The organism is Aeromonas sp. FDAARGOS 1404 (genome assembly GCF_019047085.1).
GTDB lineage: Bacteria > Pseudomonadota > Gammaproteobacteria > Enterobacterales > Aeromonadaceae > Aeromonas > Aeromonas veronii.
In genome coordinates this window covers 4214024-4235261 of the sequence record NZ_CP077237.1, presented here as the reverse complement: position 1 = coordinate 4235261, position 21238 = coordinate 4214024, and the positions used below count along the sequence as shown (strand labels likewise).

Sequence of the window (21238 nt, the reverse complement as noted above, 5' to 3'; positions counted from 1 at the left end):
CATGGAACTGGCATTTTATGCCTCGGCCCTGGTGGCCATTTACAGCACGCTGCGGGTGATCAGCACCAGCAATCCCATGCATGCGCTGCTCAATCTCATCATCTCCCTCATCGCCGTGGCCATGATCTTCTTCTGCCTGGGTGCCGCCTTTGCGGGCGCCCTGCAGGTGATCGTCTACGCCGGCGCCATCATGGTGCTGTTCGTGTTCGTGGTGATGATGCTGAACCTGGGGAGTGCCCAGGCACAGGAGAAAAAGTGGCTCACCCCCATGACCTGGGGGGGCCCAGCCCTGCTCTCGCTGATCCTGCTGGGCTTTCTGGCCCACGGCATTCTCGGGGTGACCGGGGGCCTGATCGGAGTGACCGAGGTGACCGCCAAGCAGGTGGGTGTCGAGCTCTTTGGCCCCTATGTGCTGGCGGTGGAGCTTGCCTCCATCCTGCTGCTGGCGGGTCTGGTAACCGCCTATCACCTGGGTCGGGAAGAGAAGAGCGGTGAAGTGCTCTCCGTCCCCCGCACAGCATCCCGCTCTGCACAAGAAGGAGGTCAGCAATGAATGGAATCCCTATGGAGCACGGCCTCCTGCTGGCCGCGGTGCTCTTCTGCATCGGCTTGTGCGGTCTGCTGATCCGCCGCAACCTGCTCTACATCCTGATGAGTATCGAGATCATGATGAATGCCTCGGCACTGGCGTTTGTGGTGGCGGGTAGCCGCTGGGCCCAGGCCGATGGCCAGATCATGTATATCCTGGTGATTTCTCTGGCGGCAGCGGAGGCCAGTATCGGCCTTGCCCTGTTACTGCTGCTCTATCGTCGTTACCACACCCTGAACGTGGACACTGTGAGCGAGATGCGCGGATGAGCCTCTTATATCTGACTTTTTTATTTCCGCTGCTGGGATGGCTGGTGTTGGCCTTCTCCCTCGGCCGGTTTGGTGAACGTACCTCGGCGCTGATCGGGGTAGGCTCCATTGGCCTGTCGGCCCTCACTACCCTGTGGGTGGGCATCGACTTTCTGGGCAACCCGCCCGAGGGGGGCGTCTATGTCCAGCGCCTGTGGCAATGGATGGCGGTGGGCAACTTTACCCCGAGCTTCTCACTGGCACTGGATGGCCTATCGCTGACCATGCTGGGGGTGGTGACCGGGGTGGGTTTCTTTATCCACCTGTTCGCCTCCTGGTATATGCGCGGGGAAGAGGGTTACTCCCGCTTCTTCACCTACACCAACCTCTTTATCGCCAGCATGCTGTTTCTGGTGCTGGCCGATGACCTGCTGTTTGTCTACCTCGGCTGGGAAGGGGTGGGGCTGTGCAGCTATCTGCTGATCGGCTTCTACTACAAGGATCGCAAGAACGGAGCGGCGGCCCTCAAGGCATTTGTCGTGACCCGGGTGGGTGATGTCTTCCTCGCCATCGGCCTGTTTATCCTCTATCGGGAACTGGGCACCCTCAATATCCACGAGCTGCTGGTGCGCGCACCGACCCTGTTTGCCGAGGGCTCCCCTGCCCTGTCGCTGGCCTGCCTGATGCTCTTGGGCGGCGCGGTCGGCAAATCGGCACAGCTGCCGCTGCAAACCTGGCTGGCGGATGCGATGGCTGGCCCGACCCCGGTCTCAGCGCTGATCCACGCCGCCACCATGGTGACCGCCGGTGTCTACCTGATTGCCCGTACCCACGGCCTGTTCCTGCTGGCGCCAGAGATCCTCCATCTGGTCGGGCTGGTTGGCGCCATCACCCTGGTGCTGGCAGGCTTTGCCGCGCTGGTTCAGACCGATATCAAGCGGATCCTCGCCTACTCCACCATGAGCCAGATTGGCTACATGTTTCTGGCACTCGGTGTCGGCGCATGGGAAGGGGCCATCTTCCACCTGATGACCCACGCCTTTTTCAAGGCGCTGCTGTTCCTCTCCGCCGGTGCCGTTATCGTTGCCTGCCACCATGAGCAGAACATCTTCAAGATGGGTGGCCTGCGCAAGAGTTTGCCGCTGGTCTATGCCTGCTTCCTGGTGGGGGGCTCGGCGCTGGCGGCGTTGCCGCTGGTCACTTCCGGTTTCTACAGTAAGGACGCCATCCTGTGGCAAGTAGAAACCTCTGGCCAAAGCGCGCTGCTGTGGGCCGGTCTGGCGGGGGCATTCCTCACCTCGCTCTATACCTTCCGGCTGATATTTATCGCCTTCCATGGCAAAGAGCAGACCAAAGCCCACGCTGGTCACGGTCTGGCTCACCATCTGCCGCTGCTGGTGCTGCTGGTGCTTTCTACCGGCATAGGCGCGCTGATCACCCCGCCACTGGCAGGTGTACTACCCGCAGGCCCTGGTGATCATATCGAAGAGGGGCGCCATGCCCTGGAAATCACCTCTGGCATCATCGCCATCGCAGGCATTGCGCTGGCCGCGTTTCTGTTCCTTGGTGAGCGCCGTCTGGCCACCTCCATTGCCAACAGCGCGCCGGGCCGCCTGCTCAGCACCCTCTGGTTCAACGCCTGGGGCTTTGACTGGCTCTATGACCAGTTGTGGGTCAAACCCTATCTGCTGGCGACCCGTCTGGTCGGGCAGGATCCGCTGGACTGGATGATGGGCCTGCCCGCCTGGCTTGCCCTGCGTGGCAACCAGCTGCTGGCCTGGACCGTGACCGGCAAGTTGCGCTGGTATGCCGCCTCCATGGGGATCGGCGCCGTGCTGGTGCTGGCGCTGTTGCTGCTGGGGTAACGCGATGAACAACCGGACAATCATACAGCCAGGCTGTTTGCTCTCCCTGATGGAACAGGGAGCGCCATCTCATATGAACTTGAACGAGAGCTGATACCGTGACCTTACTCTGGATCTTGCTAATTCCTTTTATCGGCGGCTTGCTCTGCTGGCAGATGGAGCGTCTCGGCGGGCAGTTTGTCCGCTGGGTTGCCCTGCTCTCCATGAGCGCCAGCTTGTTGCTATCCTGTGCCATCTGGCTAAGTGGTGATTTCTCCCTTGCCACGACCGGCCTCGACAGCGCGGGCGTCTCTGGTGCTGCCTCCGCCTGGGCCGCCGAGTGGCGCCTGCCGTGGATCCCCCGCTTCGGCATCTCTTTGCATCTGGCGGTGGATGGCCTGTCGCTCTTGATGGTGATCCTCACCTGCTTTATCGGGGTACTGGCCATTCTCTGTTCGTGGAAAGAGATCGTACAGCGCATCGGCTTCTTCCACCTCAACCTGCTCTGGATCCTGGGCGGCGTGCTCGGGGTCTTTATGGCGCTGGACCTGTTCCTCTTCTTCTTTTTCTGGGAGATGATGCTGGTTCCCATGTACTTCCTGATTGCGCTCTGGGGCCACTCGGTCACTGACGGCAAATCACGGATCAACGCCGCAACCAAGTTCTTCATCTACACCCAGGTGAGCGGCCTTATCATGCTGGTGGCCATCATCGGGCTGGTGCTGACCCACCAGCATGCCACCGGAGTCTTCACCTTCAACTATCTGGAGCTGCTCAATACCCCGATGAGCAAGGGCGTTCAGTGGCTGCTGATGCTGGGCTTCTTTATCGCCTTCGCGGTCAAGATGCCGCTGGTACCGCTGCACGGCTGGCTGCCGGATGCCCACAGTCAGGCGCCGACCGCAGGTTCGGTGGATCTCGCCGGTATTTTGCTCAAAACCGCCGCCTACGGTCTGCTGCGCTTTGCCTTACCGCTGTTCCCCGAGGCGTCCGCCGAGTTTGCCCCCTACGCCATGGTGCTTGGCCTGATCGGTATCGTCTACGGTGCCATCGTGGCCTTTGCCCAGACCGACATCAAACGGCTGGTAGCCTACACCAGCATCTCCCACATGGGTTTTGTGATGATCGCCATCTACTCGGGTAGCGAGCTGGCCCTGCAGGGCGCCGTGGTGCAGATGATCGCCCACGGTCTCTCGGCTGCCGGCCTCTTTATCCTCTGCGGTCAGCTCTACGAGCGGTTGCACACCCGGGATCTGCGCCAGATGGGCGGCCTGTGGGGACGCCTGCGCTATCTGCCCGGTGTGATGCTCTTCTTCTCGGTGGCGTCACTTGGCATGCCGGGCACCGGCAACTTTGTCGGCGAGTGCCTGATCCTGGTCGGCAGCTTCCAGGTGGCCCCGGTGATCACGGCGGTCGCCACCTTCGGTCTGGTGCTGGCCTCGGTCTACTCTCTCATCATGTTGCAGCGTGCCTGCTTTGGCCCCGCCAAGGATGAGAGCATGCTCAAGGGGCTGGATCGCCGCGAGCTGACCATGATGATGGTGATCGCGGGCCTGCTGGTTCTGCTTGGCCTCTATCCCCAACCCGTGATTGACACCGCCAGCAGCAGCCTTATCAACGTGCTGCACTGGTATCTGCTGCCGACTGCTGGAGCCCTGCAATGACTTTCTCCGCTTCCCAACTGCTGGCACTGCTTCCCCTGCTGTTGACCACCGGGGCCATGGCGGCCCTGATGCTGGCCATCGCCTGGCGCCGCTGTGTCACTACCGCCTTTACCGTGACCATTGTTGGCCTCAACCTTGCTCTGTTCTCGCTGCCCATCGTGATGGCGCAAGGGGATCAGGGGGTCACCCCGCTGCTGCAAGTGGACAGTTACGCCGTCTTCTACATGGGACTGGTGCTCATCGGCGCCCTGGCCACCTGCACCTTCGGTCAATCGTGGCTGAAAGCCTACCCGGACAACCGGGAGGAGTTCTTCCTGCTGCTGCTGATCGCCACCGCTGGTGGTCTGGTGCTGGCCTGCTCCCGTCACCTCGCCTCTCTCTTTATCGGGATCGAGATGCTGACCCTGCCGATGTTCGGTCTGGTGGGTTACGCCTACCGCGAGCGCCACTCGCTGGAAGCCGCGGTGAAATATATGGTGCTCTCTGCCGCCGCCACCGCCTTCCTGCTGTTTGGCATGGCGCTGCTCTATGCGCAGGCAGGCAGCCTGAGCTTTGCAGCCCTGGGGCAGACCCTGGCCGAGAGCCCGGCTCACCATCCGTTGCTGATGGGCGGTTTGGGGTTAATGCTGGTCGGCTTTGCCTTTAAACTCTCCCTGGCCCCCTTCCATCTCTGGACCCCGGATGTCTACGAAGGTGCCCCGGCACCGGTGGCCACCTTCCTCGCCACCGTCAGCAAGGTGGCGGTCTTTGCCGTGCTGCTGCGCTTCTATCTGGCGGTACCGGCGGCGAGCGATCCCATGATCCACTGGCTGCTGGCAGCCATGGCGGTCATCTCCATCCTGGTCGGCAACCTGCTGGCCCTGGTGCAGACCAACATCAAGCGGATGCTGGGTTACTCCTCCATCTCCCACTTCGGCTACCTGCTGGCGGTGATCGTGGCGAGCCGATTCGGCCAGATGCCGGTGGAAGCAGCCGGGGTCTATCTGCTGATGTATCTGTTCACCAGCCTGGGTGCCTTTGGGGTGGTGAGCATGATGTCGAGCCCCTATCGCGGCAAGGATGCCGACTCCCTGCACAGCTATCGTGGTCTGTTCTGGAAGCGCCCCTATCTGACTGCCGTACTGACGGTGATGATGTTGTCACTCGCGGGCATCCCGATGACCCTCGGCTTTATCGGCAAGTTCTACCTCATCGGCGTCACCGTCGAGGCGCAGCTCTGGTGGCTATCCGGTGCCATCGTGCTCGGCAGCGCACTGGGTCTCTACTACTACCTCAAGGTGATGGTGACCCTCTATCTGCGCGAACCGGGCATGCAGCAGCGCGATGCCAGCGCCGACTGGGCTCTCTCCTCCGGTGGAGTAGTAGTGCTGCTCTCTGCCGTGCTGGTGGTGTTGCTGGGACTCTATCCCCAGCCGGTCATCAGCCTGGTACAAGGGTTCCAGCACGTGGTATTGCAGTAACCTTTACCGTCGCTACCCCTCATTACCCGCAAAACCGGCAGCCTTGGCTGCCGGTTTTCTATTTGCGTAACAACAGCATCGCGCACTCCGCGAGCCAGCAAATGACAGATCAGTCAGCTTGGGTGATGCCCATCATGGTTTTTGCCATACAACCAGAACCGGGCGAGATCCTCATACCCTCTTGAATTCCTTATTGATATATTGGTTATATTCTGGAATGGAGTTCAGATTGATGAAGCAACACTACGTTTGCCAATTTAACCCGACAGAACTGGCCGCCACGCTGGCACCCTTGCAAGGAGGCAAGCTGACCATACTGCTGGCCGAACAGGATTGCGCGCAGGTTCCCCTGTTGCAGCAGTTGTGCCGCGACTTCAACATCGCCCTGGATGGCGCCATTTTCCCCCAGCTGATCGGTGCGCAAGGATTGTTGCCGCAAGGGGCCTGGCTACTGCCCAGAGCCAACCCCTATCACGCCACACTGCTGCCCCTGACACCGCAGGCCAGCGCAGCATCCCTTGCCCACCGGATTGCGGAACAGGTGGAGAGCATGCTGGCCATCTGGCCAACCCCTTCGCCGCCACCAACCCTGTTTCTGACCTTCGACAACCTCATTCCCAATATCGCCTCCATTCTGGATGCGCTTTATCTGCAGTTGGCCAATCGCGTCAACTATGCCGGCGCCAACGCAGGCAGCGGCAGCTTCACCCCCCTTGCCTGCCTGTTCGACAATCAACGGCAACTTGCCTACGGGGTCACCTGCACGCTGCTGCCCAGCAACAGCTTTCCCTTTCTGGAACATGGTTACCAACTCTCGGCCCAACCGATGCTGGCCACCAGCAGTGAAGCGAACAAGATTGCCTACATCGATTGGCAACCGGCCTTTCAAAAATATCAGGGGCTGATCCGCCAGCAATTCCAGCACACTATGGTGCGCGAGGAGCTCTACCGTTTCGTGGTGCACATGCCACTGGGCCTGCTGCGGGCCAACGGGGATGTGATTGTCAGGATTCCCGTCGAGGCAAACGATGACGGCGCCCTGCTCTGCGCCGGCGAGGTAGCGGAGCACAGCATCCTCACTCTGCTGAAGGCGCCAGAGAGTGCCACCGAACATGCCTGCTCACTAGCCAGGCGCCTCAACCAGCAACAAACCCTCACCCGGGCACACTTGCTGGAGGTCTACTACTGCGCGGGACGCCAGTTGCACTTCGACCAGCAGACGGTGACCGAGCTGCGCACCCTGCTGACCCACTCGGGGGCCGGCGATCTGGCAGGAGCCCTCTCCCTTGGCGAAATTGGCAGCGTGCGCCACGGGGATTACCCCCAATTTCATAACGGCGCCATTCTCTGTAACGGGGCATTGATATGAACAACGACCACGCCATGGCCATCGTCTGCGATCTGGCGCTCTGCATCGGGCGTGAAGTCACGCTGGATGCGCTGCTCACCAAGGTACTGCAACGTTTTATGCATCACTGCGCCACGCCGGTTGGCGCGGTATTGCAGCAACAACGGGAGGGATACACCCTGCTCAAGGTGATCGGCGACGAGCAGCTGCGCCAGCACACCGGCACCACCCTGCCACTGCCCGGGTGGGTCAGCGAGGAGGAGCACTGCCTGCTGCAACAGACGCTCCCCCTGCCGGGCAGCCGCCCCTACCAGTTTGCCTATCGGCTCAAGGTTGAAGGGGGGTATCTCATCTTGCTGCTCGCCCCCCAGCCACATCAGCAGATCGTACCGGTCTGCCATCTGTTCAGCCCGGTACTCGGCAACCTGGCCCGCGCCATTTCCCTCTGCAAGGACAGCGAGCTGCTCGCCCTGCGTCAGCAGGCCGAACTGAAGGATCTGAAACACTTCAACGAATCCCTGCTCAAGGCTATCCCGATCCCGGTGTTCTACAAAGATATCGAAGGGCGATTTCTGGGCTGCAACCAGGCCTTCAATCAGGTGATCGGCATCGGCAAGGAGGCGCTGCTGGGTCGACGGGTCGAGGAGCTGCTGCCAGTCGGGCTTGCCGAGGCCTACAGCATGCGGGAAACCGAGTTGCTGCGAAGTCGCCAGCCCCAGTGCATCGAACAGCAGTTGCATGACCGCAATGGCATGCGCTATCAGGTCATCTGTTTCAAGGATCTCTTCTATGACCATCAAGGGATGGTTGCCGGCATCATCGGCACCCTGGTCGACATCACCCGCCTTAAGGAGAGCGAGCGCCACCAGCGTGAGCTGCTGTTCCAGACCATCAGTGCCCTCGCCAGCGCCATCAGCCACAAGGATCGCAACAGTGCGGGCCATGAGTTGAGGGTGCGCGATTTGGCACTGGCCATCGGGCAGGCCATGCAACTGCGGCAAGAGAGGCTGGATGCGCTGGGACTGGCGGCCATGGTGCACAATATTGGCCTGCTGCAGATCCCCACCGAGATCATCACTCGCCCCCGTGAATTGCGGCCGGTGGAGTTCGAACTGATCAAGCAGCACCCCCAGGCCGGCCACGATATTCTCAAACAGATCGACTTCCCCTGGCCCATCGCCACTATAGTGCTGCAGCACCACGAAAACCTCGATGGCAGCGGCTATCCGCAGGGGCTGGCGGGCAGCGCCATTACCCTGGAGGCTCGCATTATCCGGGTGGCCGATTCGCTGATCGCCATGACCTCCCATCGCCCGTTCCGCCGGGCCATGCCTCTGAGTGACGCCATTGCCGAACTGACCCGCTATGCCGGGATCCATTACGATGAAAAAGTGGTCAACAGCTGTATCGTGCTCTGGCAGACCGGCTACCACTTCGGCCCTCCCATCAGTCAACTTGCAGACAAGGCGGGATAAGATGTCCGAACTCCTCACCTCCTGTACACTCCCCCACCCACTGACCGATGCGCTCCCCTCCTCGGCGCTGTTGCTGACCCAGGTGATGGATCAGCTTCCCTATCGGGTGCTGCTCAAAGACACCCGATTCAGCTACATCGCGGGCAACCGCCTGCTGGCGGCGGATCTCGCCCTCTCACCAGAGGCACTGGTGGGCAAGAATGACTGCGACTTCTTTCCCCCCGAACTGGTACAACGCTATCGGGAGGATGACGCCCGAGTCATGCGCGAGGGGATACACCAGCACATCGAAGAGCCCTATCTGAAGGGGGGAGAAGCCCGCTGGCTCAGCACCACCAAGTTTCCCCTGCGTGATGAGGCGGGGGTCATCGTGGGGGTCGGCGTCTTCTTCGAAGACATTACCGAGCAGAAGTGGCAGCAGGAGAAACTGCAACAGTACACCTGGACCCAGCAAGCGATCAGCCGCGCCCACCACGCCCTGCTCAAACCGGGCGATGAGCCACAACTGCTGCAGGATATCTGCGATGCCATCGCCGTCGATGACCGTTTTCCGCTGGTGGCAGTGCTGCAAGGCCAGCCCGAACTCGCCCAACCGCCGAGGATCGTGGCGCAGGCAGGCAGTGCCGATGCCTCGGAACAAACGCTGTGGTTGAACGATGAGGCCCTCACCCAGGCCATCCTCCACCAGCGGCGCCTCAATCAGGTGATCTTCCACGAGCGGCCCCATACCGGCCGCCACCCGTTGCGATCCCGCCTGCTGATCCCCTTGCAACTGCAGGAGGATCTGGCCGGTGCGCTGATCATTCACAGCGACCAGCCACGGTTGTTCAGCCAGGAGGAGGAGCAACTCTTCATCCAGCTGACCGACTACCTCACCTATGGCCTGCAGGCGCGCCATACCCAGCAGGCTTATCTGCGCTCGCAACAGGAGAAGATCTTCCATGCCCGCCAGCTGGAGCTGGCACTGGAAGATGCACTGGGTGCCATCGCCGCCGTGCTGGAGCAGCGCGATCCCTATACCGCTGGCCATCAGAAACATGTGGCCAAGCTGGCCCAAGCCATCGGCCGGGAGCTCAGGCTGGAAGAGAAGCGGCTGCGAGGGATCTATCTGGGCGCCATGGTGCACGATATCGGCAAGATCCAGGTACCGGCCGAAATTCTCACCAAACCGGAGCGCCTCACGCCGCTGGAGTTCGAGCTGGTCAAGGAACACCCCGCCATCGGCTATCTGGTGCTCAAGGATATCGACTTCCCCTGGCCCATCGCCCGGATGATCCACCAGCACCACGAGTATCTCAATGGCTCCGGCTATCCGCTGGGACTCAAGGGGGATGAGATCCTGCTGGAGGCCCGCATCCTCACCGTCGCCGATATCGTCGAATCCATGTCCTCGGATCGCCCCTATCGCGCCGCCCTCGGCATTCCCCAGGCCCGTGAGCAGATCATCCAGATGCGCGGCCATCAGCTCGATGCGGATGTGGTGGATGCCTGTCTGCGGATCCTCGACCGGGGAGACTTTATCCCCCAACCGCTCGGCAAGCCGTAACGACACGGATAAAAAAACCGGCCAAGTGGCCGGTTTCTGTTTTTATGCGCTGGCGCTGTCTCTATTAACCCAGACGAACCCGGGCGTTACGGAACATCCGCATCCAGGCGCCGTCCTCGCCCCAGTTGTCGGGGTGCCAGGAGTTGGCCACGGTGCGGAACACCCGCTCTGGGTGCGGCATCATGATGGTGGCACGGCCATCGGTAGTGGTCACGGCGGTGATACCGTTCGGTGAGCCATTCGGGTTGGCCGGGTACTGTTCGGTCACGCTGCCGCGGTTATCGACAAAGCGCAGCCCTACCAGACCGCTCTGCTGCAGTGCGTTCAGGTGAGCGGCATCACGCACCTCGACACGCCCTTCCCCGTGGGAAACGGCAATCGGCATCACCGAGCCTGCCATGCCGGCGAAGAAGGCCGACGGGGACTCCTGCACTTCCACCAGGCTGAAGCGCGCCTCGAAGCGCTCGGAGCGGTTGCGCACAAAGCGCGGCCACAGATCGGCGCCCGGGATGAGTTCTCGCAGGTTGGACATCATCTGACAACCGTTGCAGACACCCAGAGAGAGGGTATCGCCGCGCTCGAAGAAGCGCTGGAACTGCTCGCGGGCGTTGTCGTTGAACAGGATGGACTTGGCCCAGCCTTCACCGGCCCCCAGCACGTCACCGTAGGAGAAGCCGCCACAGGCCACCAGGGTCTGGAACTCTTCCAGCTTAATGCGACCGGAGAGAATGTCGCTCATATGGACATCGACCGCCGCGAAACCGGCACGATCGAACGCCGCCGCCATCTCCACGTGGGAGTTGACCCCCTGCTCGCGCAGCACCGCCAGACGGGGGGAGACCCCGCGGGCAATGTAAGGTGCAGCCACATCCTCGGACGGGTTGTAAGTCAGCTTGGCATGCAGACCCGGATCGGTGGCGTCCTGACGGGCCGCGTGCTCACTGTCGGCGCACGCCGGGTTGTCGCGCAGGCGCTGCATCTGCCAGCTGGTCTCGCCCCAGATGGTGCGAAGAGCGGTACGGCTGGCACGATAGACCTCCTGACCGCCCCGCTGCAAGGTGATGAGATCCCCTTCGCGCACGGTACCGAGCACATGGGAGCAGGCTGCCAGACCGTGACCGGCCAGCAGGGTCATCACCGCCTCTTTATCTTCACGACGCACCTGAATGACGGCGCCCAGCTCTTCGTTGAACAGCGCCGGCAGCAGCTCGCCGCCGATGCGATCGAGCTGGATGTCGAGGCCGCAGTGGCCGGCAAACGCCATTTCGGTCAGGGTGACGAACAGGCCGCCGTCGGAGCGGTCGTGGTAGGCGATCAGTTTGCGATCGGCCACCAGCGCCTGAATGGCGTTGAAGAAGCCCTTGAGCTGGACCGGATTATCGAGATCCGGCGCCTTGTCACCCAGCTGGCGATAGACCTGCGCCAGCGCCGAGGCGCCGAGGCGCTGCTTGCCGTTGCCAAGGTCGATGAGGATAAGGTCGGTTTCACCGAGATCGGTACGCAGTTGTGGCGTGACGGTGTTGCGCACATCCTCGACCCGGGCAAAGGCGGAGATGAGCAGGGAGAGCGGCGAGGTAACGCTGTGCTCCTTGCCATCCTGCTGCCAACGGGTCTTCATGGACATGGAGTCCTTGCCCACAGGAATGGTGATGCCAAGGGCCGGGCAGAGCTCCTCGCCCACCGCTTTGACCGCCTCATAGAGACCGGCATCTTCACCCGGATGACCGGCAGCGGCCATCCAGTTGGCGGAGAGCTTGACCCGCTTCAGCGACCCGATATGAGCCGGTGCCAGGTTGGTGAGCGCTTCCGCCACCGCCATGCGAGCGGAGGCGGCGTGGGAGAGCAGCGCCACCGGGGTACGCTCGCCCATGGACATGGCTTCACCGTGATAGCTGTCGTAGGTGGCAGCAGTGACGGCGCAATCGGCCACCGGGATCTGCCAGGGACCAACCATCTGGTCGCGATTGACCAGACCGGTCACGCTGCGATCGCCGATGGTGATAAGGAAGGACTTCTCCGCCACGGTCGGCAGGCGCAGTACCCGCTCGGCCGCGTCACTCAAAGTGATGCCATCGAGCTGGAGCGCTTTGCCTTGTGCAGGCAGGGTCACCACGTCGCGGTGCATCTTGGGGGCCTTGCCGAGCAGCACATCCAGCGGCAGATCGATGGGCTGATTGTCAAAGTGGCTGTCAGAGAGGGTCAGATGCTTGTCTTCGGTCGCGGTGCCGATGACGGCATAGGGTGCGCGCTCGCGCTCGCACAGCGCCTTGAACAGCGGCAGCTTGTCCTGCGCTACCGCCAGGACGTAACGCTCCTGGGATTCGTTGCACCAGATCTCCAGCGGGCTCATGCCCGGCTCGTCGCTCTGGATGGCGCGCAGATCGAAACGACCACCGCGCTCACCGTCGTTGACCAACTCCGGCATGGCGTTGGAGAGACCGCCCGCCCCCACGTCATGGATAAAGACGATAGGGTTGTCGTCACCCAGCTGCCAGCAGCGATCGATCACCTCCTGGCAACGGCGTTCCATCTCGGGGTTGTCACGCTGCACCGAGGCAAAGTCGAGATCTTCGGCTGACTGGCCGGAGGCCATGGAGGATGCGGCACCGCCACCCAGACCGATGTTCATCGCCGGGCCGCCCAGCACGATCAGCGCCGCGCCGACCGGGATCTCCCCTTTCTGGACATGTTCGGTGCGGATGTTGCCGATGCCGCCTGCCAGCATGATGGGTTTGTGGTAGCCACGCACCTCGACGCCGTTGTGGCTCGGCACCTCCTCTTCGAAGGTACGGAAGTAGCCGAGAATGGCCGGACGGCCGAACTCGTTGTTAAACGCGGCTCCGCCGAGCGGCCCCTCCTGCATGATGTCGAAGGCACTGACGATACGGCTCGGCTTGCCGAAATCCTGCTCCCAGGGCTGCTCGAAGCCGGGAATGCGCAGGTTGGAGACGGAGAAACCGACCAGCCCCGCCTTGGGCTTGGCACCGCGACCGGTGGCCCCCTCGTCGCGGATCTCGCCGCCGGAGCCGGTGGCTGCCCCCGGGAACGGGGAGATGGCGGTCGGGTGGTTGTGGGTCTCCACCTTCATCAGGATGTCGACCTGTTCCTGGTGATACTGGTATTCGCCGTTGGCCGGGCTCGGGAAGAAGCGGCCCCCCTGGCTCCCTTCCATCACGGCGGCGTTGTCTTTATAGGCAGAGAGGACATGATCCGGCGTCTGCTCGAAGGTGTTCTTGATCATCTTGAACAGCGACTTGGGCTGCTGTTCGCCATCGATGGTCCAGTCGGCATTGAAGATCTTGTGACGGCAATGTTCGGAGTTCGCCTGGGCGAACATGTAGAGCTCGATGTCGTTGGGGTTGCGACCCAACTTGGTGAAGTTCTCCACCAGATAGTCGATTTCGTCGTCGGCCAGCGCCAGACCGAGCGCCACGTTGGCTTCGGCCAGGGCTGCGCGACCACCGCCCAGCACATCCACCTGGGTGAAGGGGCGCGGCTCGTGGTGAGCAAACAGGGCGGCAGCTTCGCTCATCTCGGCAAACACCACTTCCATCATCCGATCATGGAGCACGGCGGCAATGGCGCTGCGCTGGGCGGCACTCAGCTCACCCTGCCCCTTGATGGTCAGGTAATAGGCAATACCACGCTCCAGCCGCTTGACCTGTTTCAGGCCGCAGTTGTGGGCGATGTCGGTTGCTTTGGAAGACCAGGGGGAGATAGTGCCGGGGCGGGGGGTAACAAGAAACAGCTGACCGCTGGGGGTGTGTTCGGGGATGGTCGGGCCGTAGCGCAAGAGCTGGCCCAAGGTCGCTCGCTCGGGGGGAGAGAGGGGGCTTGTCAGCTCGGCAAAGTGCACATACTCGGCATAGACATCCTCTATCTCTACTCCGCTCTCTACTCCACTCTCGTTTCTCATCTGTGCGAAGCGTTGCAGCAGTTTTTGGACACGAAAATCAGACAGTGCTGGGGCACCACGCAAGATATCCATATGACCTTTCTCACCAAGTTTTAAAGTGGGGGGGAATTGAGACGCGCGTATTATAGGGATCTGGCTCACAGCGGACAAACGTTTTTCTCACTTCGTGCAGTGTGACTCTGCGCACACTCTCTGGTATAAAGGTGCCTCTTTTTTGACAAATGCCGATTTTTTCAACAAAGGTACTCACCTACTTGCGCTGCATTTTTCGACTGTTTATCGGGCTGTTGTTGACGCTGACACTGGTTGGCTGCGACTTCTATAGCCCCTCCAGCCAGCTGGAGCAGATCCGCCAGCGAGGCGAGATCCGGGTTGGCACCATCTATGGTCCCACCTCCTATTACCAGCGTGACGACCTCGCCCAGGGGTTCGATTACGAGCTGGCGCAAAATTATGCCGATTGGTTGGGGGTGAAACTCACCATCATCCCGGTCGACACCACTGACCAACTGGTCACCCTGCTGAAAAAGGGCAAACTCGATCTGGCGGCTGCCGCCATCATGGTCACCCCCGAACGGCGCGAGCTGTTTCGCTTCGGCCCGGGCTTCTATCAGGTCTCTCCCAAACTGGTCTACCGCAACGGCAAACCCAAGCCGGCCTCATTGAACGATATCAAGGGCAAGCTGGTGGTGGCCGCCGGCTCCACCGGTGAAGATCTGCTCAAAGAGATGAGCAAAGAAAATCCGAAACTAGCCTGGAGCACCAGCGACAACGCCGATGTGGAGGAGCTGCTCAAGCAGGTGGTGGATGGCAAGATTGACTACACGGTGGTGCAGGATACCGTGCTGGCCCGTACCCAGCGCTACTACCCGGAGCTCACCGAGGGGCTGACCCTGGCCCAGAAGCAGACCGTTGCCTGGGCCATGAGCAAGCTGCCCGATGACAGCCTCTATGCCAGCGTGATCGACTTCTTCGGTCAGCGCTTTATGGATGGTGCCATCGCCAAGCTGGACGAGAAGTACTTCGGCCACGTGCAGAACTTCGACTTTGTCGATACCCGTACCTTCCTCAAGCGCGCCAAGAGCCTGCTGCCCAAGTACCAGCCGCTGTTCCAGACTCACGCCAAGAATATTGACTGGCGTCTGCTCGCCGCCATCAGCTATCAGGAGTCCCACTGGGACCCGCAGGCCCGCTCCTACACCGGCGTGCGCGGCATGATGATGCTGACCGAGCCCACTGCCAAGGCGATGGGAGTCAACGACCGGCTTCATCCGGAAGAGAGCATCAAAGGTGGCTCCCTCTATCTGCAACAGATGATGGAGAAGGTGCCGGATTCGGTGCCCGATGACGAGAAGGTGTGGTTTGCCCTCACCGCCTACAACATAGGTTACGGCCACATGATGGACGCCCGCCGCCTAACTAAAGAGCTCGGCAAGAATCCCGACGCCTGGAGCGACGTGAAAGAGGTGCTGCCGCTGCTGCAACAGGCGCGCTGGCACCGCAAGGTACGTTACGGCTATGCCCGTGGCAGCGAGGCGCGCAACTATGTCAACAACGTGCGGCAGTATTACCAGAGTCTGCTCTGGCTCGACAACGAGCAGCAGAAGGCACATCAGCGGGAGAGTCTCGACAACGACAGCGAGCCCGAGCTGGCCGAGCGCCCCACCGCCATCGCCGAAGTGGTCAATCAGATCACCATGCGCTAACCAGCCATTATTCGGCTGTTTTCACGCAAACTTCTCTGTTACCATCGATTCACATCGGAGCCTATCCGAAATCGCATTGTTTTCATTATGTTGAGAGATTAAATAACAGCAATTTCGGATGGGCTCCATCAATGACCCAAGGCCGGGATGGCCACCTGAGTTGGGAGGAGACCAAGATGCAAAAACGTAGAAAAATCAGTCTGGTCAGAAAAGCGAAGTGCAGCTGGAGCCCCAGACGCAAACTCAAGCTTAATGACATCAAGCGCAACCTGTGGCGCAGAAATCGATCCTATACCCTGCTTATTGCAGAGCACACAGCATAAACCCGGCATTCGCCGGGTTTTTTTATCTTCTTTCTCACCTGAATACTGTCTTACACCAGTGCCGCCTTGAACTGTACCGACCGCTTGGAGATCAGCGAGTTGCAGTGGTTGCAGAAGTAATCCACCGCGCCGCACGCCTTGAGACGCTCCAGCTCCTGCTGGCAGGTGGGGCAGATGGCCGTGACGCGGACATTGACCTGACACTGGCCACAGGTTTGCTCCTTGCTGCGGGTATCCAGTTCAGCCTGGCATGATGGACAAAGCAGGACTTCCATAATCAACTCCTCGAAAGTGGATCTGCCATGGTCTTGTTCCATGGCCGATCCCCCTCCCCTTATTCCTCACCTTAACATGGCGAGGATAACAAAGCGGCTGCCGGTGAGGGCAGCCGCAAGGACTTATTTCTTCTTCATTTTCAGCAGGCGTTTGCGCTGACGTTCCTGACTCAGGGTCATGGTGTTCTTCTTCCCTTCAAACGGGTTGACCGACTCCTGGAACTCGACCCGGATCGGCGAGCCCATGATCTTGAGGGACTTGCGGAAGTAGTTGATCAGATACCGCTTGTAGGAGTCCGGCAAGTCGTTCAACTGGTTGCCGTGGATCACGATGCGCGGCGGGTTGTAGCCACCGGCGTGGGCATACTTGAGCTTGACGCGGCGACCATTGACCATCGGCGGCTGGTGATCTTCCTGCGCCATCTGCATGATGCGGGTCAGCATGGCCGTGCTGGTACGACGGGTGGCGGACTGGTAAGCCTCCTGAATGGATTCAAACAGATGGCCGACACCGCTGCCGTGCAGGGCGGAGATGAAGTGAACGCGGGCGAAGTCGATGAAGCCCAAGCGACGATCCAGCTCGTTCTTCACATCCTCTTTCACCTTCTGATCCAGACCATCCCACTTGTTCACCACCAGCACCACGGAGCGACCGGCGTGGAGCACATAGCCAAGGATGCTCAAGTCCTGATCGGTGATGGTCTCCTGGGCGTCGATCACCAGCAGGCAAACGTTGGCATCTTCGATGGCTTTCAAGGTCTTGATAACGGAGAACTTCTCCACCGTCTCGTGCACCTTGCCACGACGACGCACACCGGCGGTGTCGATGACCACATACTTCTGTTCGTCACGCTCCATCGGAATGTAAACGGAGTCACGGGTGGTGCCGGGCATGTCATAGACGATGACCCGATCTTCACCCAGCATACGGTTGGTCAGGGTAGATTTACCGACGTTGGGACGACCAACGATGGCGAACTTGATAGGCAGGTCGGCGAACGGGGTCTCCTTGGTGTCCTCTTTGGTATCGAGTTCACCGGCAGCCACCATGCGCAGCAGGGCTTCTTCGTCGAAGTCCTCCTCTTCCTCATCCTGCGCATCTTCATCGGTAGCGGAGTCGACCAGGGTCTCCAGATGGGGAGCCAGGGCCAGTTCCAGCAGGCTCAGCACGCCACGACCGTGAGCGGCCGCGATCTGGTAGACCTCGCCCAGCGCCAGACCGTAGAACTCGGAGACCGCGGAATCACCGTCGATACCGTCGGTCTTGTTGGCCACCAGAAATACCTTCTTGTGGGCCTTGCGCAAGTGCTCGGCGATGGCTTGATCCGCCGCGGTCAGACCGGCACGGGCATCCACCATGAACAGCACGACGTCCGCTTCTTCGATGGCCAGCAGGGATTGCTCGGCCATCTTCAGCTCGATCCCCTCTTCGGTGCCATCGATACCGCCGGTATCGACCACGATAAATTCCAGCTCGCCCAACTTCGCCTGACCGTATTTACGGTCCCGGGTCAGACCGGGAAAATCGGCAACCAGGGCATCCCGAGTACGGGTCAAGCGGTTAAACAGGGTGGATTTCCCCACGTTGGGGCGGCCCACCAGGGCTACTACAGGAGTCATAAAAGCCTCATTCTCAAGACGACAAAGGCTCCGGGTCCGAAGACCAGGAGCCGGATATTCACATTATCGGACGATCAAGGACGCTTGAGGGCGTACAACTTGCCGTCACGGCTCTGCACATACAGGGTCTCGCCATCCACCAGCGGGGCGGCGTAGAGACCACTGCTATCGAGCTGCTGCATCGCCTTGATGGTACCGTCGGTACGATCAAGCCAATACAGGTATCCTTCCACATCACCCACCACCACATAGTCACCGAAGATGACAGGTGCAGTGACGGTACGATTTTCCAGCTGGGTGTTGGACCACAGCTCCAGACCGTTGCGACGGTCGATGGCAAACAGGTGGCTGCGGCTGTCGGTCAGCACGATGGCATTACCGGTCATCGCCAGATCGCGATAGCCGGAATACTTGCGCTTCCACACTTCATCGCCGGTCATCAGTTTGCGCGCCATCAACTGACCGTTGTAGGCGATGGCGTAGAGCTCATCACCGGCGATCAGCGGGCTGGCATCGACGTCAACCATGCGGTCCAGCTCGGTAGCACCGCGCGGATCAGCCACCTTGGACTGGCGCACAGGCTGGCCGTTGCTCAGCAGAGCGATGCCCACCTTGCCATCGGCACGACCGTAAATCACAGCGCCGTTGGTGATCACCGGTGCACCGGCACTGCGCAGGGTCAGCGGCGGCTGCTCTTCGGAGAGCGACCACTGCATCTTGCCTTCATCAGTGTCGAGGGCGATCAGGCGACCGGAGGTGGTCAACACCACCACGCGGCCATCTTCCACCGCAGGGCTTGCCACCACTTCGCCGGGCACATTGGTCTGCCAGAGCACTTCTCCGTTCTCTTCGTTCAGGGCGTAGACCACCCCGTTCTCGGAGCCGAGGAAGAGCTTGCCGTAACGGGAGACCAGACCACCGGAGAGGCGGGCGCTGCGCTTGTCGGCGTTGACCGGCAGGTCGGCCAGATCGACAGTCCAGAGGCGATCGCCACTGGCACGGTCAAAGGCGCTGACATCGCCGTCACGGGCCGCCGCATAGATACGATCCTCTTCCACCACCGGCTTGAGCTGGGAGTAGAAGTCACCGATGCCATCACCCACAGTGGATGACCATGCGGTGTCGGCCGTGAAGGCAGATTCAACCTTGGGCAGCGGCGCCATCGGGTTGAGATCCTCTTCGGAACTGAACAGGGAGCAACCCTGCAGAGCGAAGGAGACCGCAGCCCCCAGCGCCACCATCTTGAATAGATTACGCATCCGGTGCCTCACCAGTCGCAACGGCCGGCAGGGCCAGATCGTCCATTTTCAGCTTGAGCTCGGCGCTACCCTGCAGGCCGCCGGCATCGGCCGCCGCCTGATAGGCATCACGAGCCTCTTCGGTCTTGCCCTGCTTTTGCAGCACATCACCACGGGCTTCGGCTACCTGCGCCTTGAAGGCCTCATTCTGGATGGTTGCCAGCTTGGCCAGCGCTTCATCTGCCTTGCCCTGATCATTCAGCACACGAGCCAGACGCAGCGCCGCGATGGGACGAATGCTCTCGTCACCCGTGGTCGCCACCAGCTCCAGCTGCTCGACAGCCAGATCCAGCTTGCCCGCCTTGACGGCAGCGGCAGCCAGTTGCAAAGCGGCCAGTTCACCGTAGGAGTCACCCTTGTTGGCGGTAACAAACTGCTGTGCCTGCTCGAAACCGGCGGCATCGCCCTTGGCCAGCTGCTCAATCACCTGGTTGTAAGAGTGGGAGGAGGCCTCCATGGTCTCTTGCTGGTGCTGGTTGTAATAGCGCCAGCCGAACAGACCGACCAGACCGATCACGGTCCCGGCAATCACCGAGGTTCCGTTCTCTTTCCACCACTCCTTGATAACCTCAACCTGTTGTTCTTCGGTGGTATAGACTTCCACAGCTTACTCTCCTTTGGCTGCCAGCAGGGCAATGGCGGCGTCAACCTTGACGGTCTGTTGCTCGGCCTGACCACGCAGATATTTGATAGTGATCTCCCCGTTTTGCACCTCGGTCTCACCAAGGATCAGGGCGATTGCCGCGCCGCTCTTGTCGGCACGTTTGAGTTGTTTCTTGAAGTTGCCACCACCGCAGTGGCTCATGAGGCGCAGGTCCGGCAGGGCATCGCGCAGACGCTCGGCCAGCTGGAAGCCAGCCTGTTCGGTCCCCTCGCCCACCATCGCCAGATAGACATCCACCGCCGGGCGGATATCGGCGTTGAGCTCGAGAGTTTCCAGCATCAGCACCAGACGCTCCATGCCCATGGCGAAGCCCACGGCAGGGGTCGATTGACCGCCCAGCTGTTCTACCAGACCATCGTAGCGGCCACCGGCACAGACGGTGCCCTGGGCACCCAGACTGCTGGTGACCCACTCGAACACGGTCAGGTTGTAGTAGTCAAGACCACGCACCAGACGCTCGTTCACTTCGTATTTGATACCGGCAGACTCGAGCAGGCGCTTGAGCCCCTCGAAGTGGGCCAGGCTCTCTTCGCCCAGATGGTCGAACAGACGCGGGGCACCCGCCAAAATGGCCTGCACCTTTTCATCCTTGGAGTCGAGCACCCGCAGCGGGTTACTGTACATACGGCGCTGGCTCTCTTCGTCCAGCTGCTCCTTGTACTGCTCCAGATAGGCCACCAGCGCATCGCGGTAAGCGGCACGCTCGGCGCTCTGACCCAGGGTGTTGAGCTGCAGGGTGACATGCTCGCTGATGCCAAACAGACGCCACAGACGGTGGGTCAGCATGATCAGCTCAGCGTCAATGTCCGGCCCGTTGATGCCAAACAGCTCGACACCGAACTGGTGGAACTGGCGATAACGGCCCTTCTGGGGACGCTCGTGACGGAACATGGGGCCCATGTACCACATCCGGCGTTCTTGGTTGTAGAGCAGACCGTGTTCGATACCGGCACGGACGCAGCTGGCGGTCCCTTCCGGACGCAGGCTCAGGCTGTCGCCGTTGCGATCTTCAAAGGTGTACATCTCTTTTTCGACCACGTCGGTCACTTCACCGATGGCGCGCTTGAACAGATGAGTCTGCTCGACAATCGGCATGCGCACTTCGCTGTAGCCATAGCTGGCAACGACCTGGCGCAGGATCTGTTCAACCTTCTGCCATACCGGGCTCTGCTCCGGCAGGCAATCATTCATACCGCGAATAGCTTGGATCTGTTTTGCCACGTTGATACTCGAGAAAAAGAGGTAAAATTTGGCCGCATTAT

General features: G+C 60.9%; 15 protein-coding genes. 9 read left to right on the top strand and 6 right to left on the bottom strand.

The window, feature by feature from the left end; translation table 11 throughout:
• The first annotated feature begins 1 nt into the window (after position 1).
• The 8 genes from nuoJ to I6L34_RS19630 all read left to right on the top strand — a co-directional run bounded on the left by nuoJ (position 2) and on the right by I6L34_RS19630 (position 10174).
• Positions 2-553 (top strand): NADH-quinone oxidoreductase subunit J, encoded by a 552-nt coding sequence (nuoJ, locus tag I6L34_RS19665; RefSeq protein WP_005359828.1) that lies wholly within the window; start codon positions 2-4, stop codon positions 551-553.
• On the top strand, positions 550-858 hold the full coding sequence (gene nuoK, locus I6L34_RS19660) for an NADH-quinone oxidoreductase subunit NuoK (RefSeq protein WP_005337247.1): 309 nt from the start codon (positions 550-552) through the stop codon (positions 856-858). Before nuoJ ends, nuoK begins: the two co-directional genes overlap by 4 nt.
• Complete coding sequence (nuoL, locus tag I6L34_RS19655; protein WP_216955198.1) at positions 855-2702, top strand: NADH-quinone oxidoreductase subunit L; 1848 nt, start codon at positions 855-857, stop codon at positions 2700-2702. Before nuoK ends, nuoL begins: the two co-directional genes overlap by 4 nt.
• A gap of 98 nt (positions 2703-2800) precedes the next feature.
• A complete protein-coding gene (gene nuoM, locus I6L34_RS19650) occupies positions 2801-4345 on the top strand; it encodes an NADH-quinone oxidoreductase subunit M (RefSeq protein ID WP_216955197.1) in 1545 nt (514 codons plus the stop codon).
• A complete protein-coding gene (gene nuoN, locus I6L34_RS19645; protein WP_139743581.1) occupies positions 4342-5805 on the top strand; it encodes an NADH-quinone oxidoreductase subunit NuoN in 1464 nt (487 codons plus the stop codon). Before nuoM ends, nuoN begins: the two co-directional genes overlap by 4 nt.
• A gap of 232 nt (positions 5806-6037) precedes the next feature.
• The gene (locus I6L34_RS19640; RefSeq protein ID WP_216955196.1) at positions 6038-7174 is read left to right on the top strand and encodes an FIST signal transduction protein; all 1137 of its coding nucleotides are present in this window, start codon (positions 6038-6040) and stop codon (positions 7172-7174) included.
• Positions 7171-8628: an HD-GYP domain-containing protein gene (locus I6L34_RS19635; protein ID WP_216955195.1), complete on the top strand. Its 1458-nt coding sequence runs from the start codon at positions 7171-7173 to the stop codon at positions 8626-8628. The genes I6L34_RS19640 and I6L34_RS19635 overlap by 4 nt, the downstream gene beginning before the upstream one ends.
• A 1-nt stretch (position 8629) precedes the next feature.
• A complete protein-coding gene (locus I6L34_RS19630) occupies positions 8630-10174 on the top strand; it encodes an HD domain-containing phosphohydrolase (protein WP_216955194.1) in 1545 nt (514 codons plus the stop codon).
• A gap of 64 nt (positions 10175-10238) precedes the next feature.
• Here the strand turns inward: I6L34_RS19630 and purL are convergent, their stop codons facing one another.
• Positions 10239-14162 (bottom strand): phosphoribosylformylglycinamidine synthase, encoded by a 3924-nt coding sequence (gene purL / locus I6L34_RS19625; protein WP_216955193.1) that lies wholly within the window; start codon positions 14160-14162, stop codon positions 10239-10241.
• A gap of 149 nt (positions 14163-14311) precedes the next feature.
• Between purL and mltF the strand changes: the two genes are divergently transcribed.
• Positions 14312-15796 carry a membrane-bound lytic murein transglycosylase MltF gene (gene mltF, locus I6L34_RS19620; protein ID WP_005344877.1) on the top strand — a complete coding sequence of 495 codons (1485 nt, stop codon included), beginning with the start codon at positions 14312-14314 and terminating at the stop codon, positions 15794-15796.
• Between the two features lie 373 nt (positions 15797-16169).
• On the opposite strand, the gene I6L34_RS19615 is transcribed toward mltF, so the two are convergent.
• From I6L34_RS19615 to hisS, 5 genes are all read right to left on the bottom strand, one after another.
• Complete coding sequence (locus tag I6L34_RS19615) at positions 16170-16394, bottom strand: zinc ribbon domain-containing protein (RefSeq protein WP_058057395.1); 225 nt, start codon at positions 16392-16394, stop codon at positions 16170-16172.
• A 123-nt stretch (positions 16395-16517) separates the two neighbouring features.
• Positions 16518-18014: a ribosome biogenesis GTPase Der gene (gene der / locus I6L34_RS19610; protein ID WP_005333794.1), complete on the bottom strand. Its 1497-nt coding sequence runs from the start codon at positions 18012-18014 to the stop codon at positions 16518-16520.
• A gap of 74 nt (positions 18015-18088) precedes the next feature.
• Positions 18089-19273, bottom strand: a complete 1185-nt coding sequence (gene bamB / locus I6L34_RS19605) for an outer membrane protein assembly factor BamB (protein WP_005333796.1) — start codon at positions 19271-19273, stop codon at positions 18089-18091.
• Positions 19266-19916, bottom strand: a complete 651-nt coding sequence (locus I6L34_RS19600) for a tetratricopeptide repeat protein (RefSeq protein ID WP_040066512.1) — start codon at positions 19914-19916, stop codon at positions 19266-19268. The genes bamB and I6L34_RS19600 overlap by 8 nt, the downstream gene beginning before the upstream one ends.
• A 3-nt stretch (positions 19917-19919) precedes the next feature.
• A complete protein-coding gene (gene hisS / locus I6L34_RS19595; RefSeq protein WP_040066513.1) occupies positions 19920-21197 on the bottom strand; it encodes a histidine--tRNA ligase in 1278 nt (425 codons plus the stop codon).
• Positions 21198-21238 lie beyond the last annotated feature (41 nt).

Coding starts and splice junctions, on each gene's coding strand:
- I6L34_RS19615 (WP_058057395.1), bottom strand. CDS start 16,394: ATGGAAGTCCTGCTTTGTCCATCATGCCAGGCTGAACTGGATACCCGC.
- der (WP_005333794.1), bottom strand. CDS start 18,014: ATGACTCCTGTAGTAGCCCTGGTGGGCCGCCCCAACGTGGGGAAATCC.
- I6L34_RS19630 (WP_216955194.1), top strand. CDS start 8,630: ATGTCCGAACTCCTCACCTCCTGTACACTCCCCCACCCACTGACCGAT.
- bamB (WP_005333796.1), bottom strand. CDS start 19,273: ATGCGTAATCTATTCAAGATGGTGGCGCTGGGGGCTGCGGTCTCCTTC.
- nuoJ (WP_005359828.1), top strand. CDS start 2: ATGGAACTGGCATTTTATGCCTCGGCCCTGGTGGCCATTTACAGCACG.
- nuoN (WP_139743581.1), top strand. CDS start 4,342: ATGACTTTCTCCGCTTCCCAACTGCTGGCACTGCTTCCCCTGCTGTTG.
- nuoL (WP_216955198.1), top strand. CDS start 855: ATGAGCCTCTTATATCTGACTTTTTTATTTCCGCTGCTGGGATGGCTG.
- purL (WP_216955193.1), bottom strand. CDS start 14,162: ATGGATATCTTGCGTGGTGCCCCAGCACTGTCTGATTTTCGTGTCCAA.
- I6L34_RS19640 (WP_216955196.1), top strand. CDS start 6,038: ATGAAGCAACACTACGTTTGCCAATTTAACCCGACAGAACTGGCCGCC.
- nuoK (WP_005337247.1), top strand. CDS start 550: ATGAATGGAATCCCTATGGAGCACGGCCTCCTGCTGGCCGCGGTGCTC.
- mltF (WP_005344877.1), top strand. CDS start 14,312: ATGCCGATTTTTTCAACAAAGGTACTCACCTACTTGCGCTGCATTTTT.
- I6L34_RS19635 (WP_216955195.1), top strand. CDS start 7,171: ATGAACAACGACCACGCCATGGCCATCGTCTGCGATCTGGCGCTCTGC.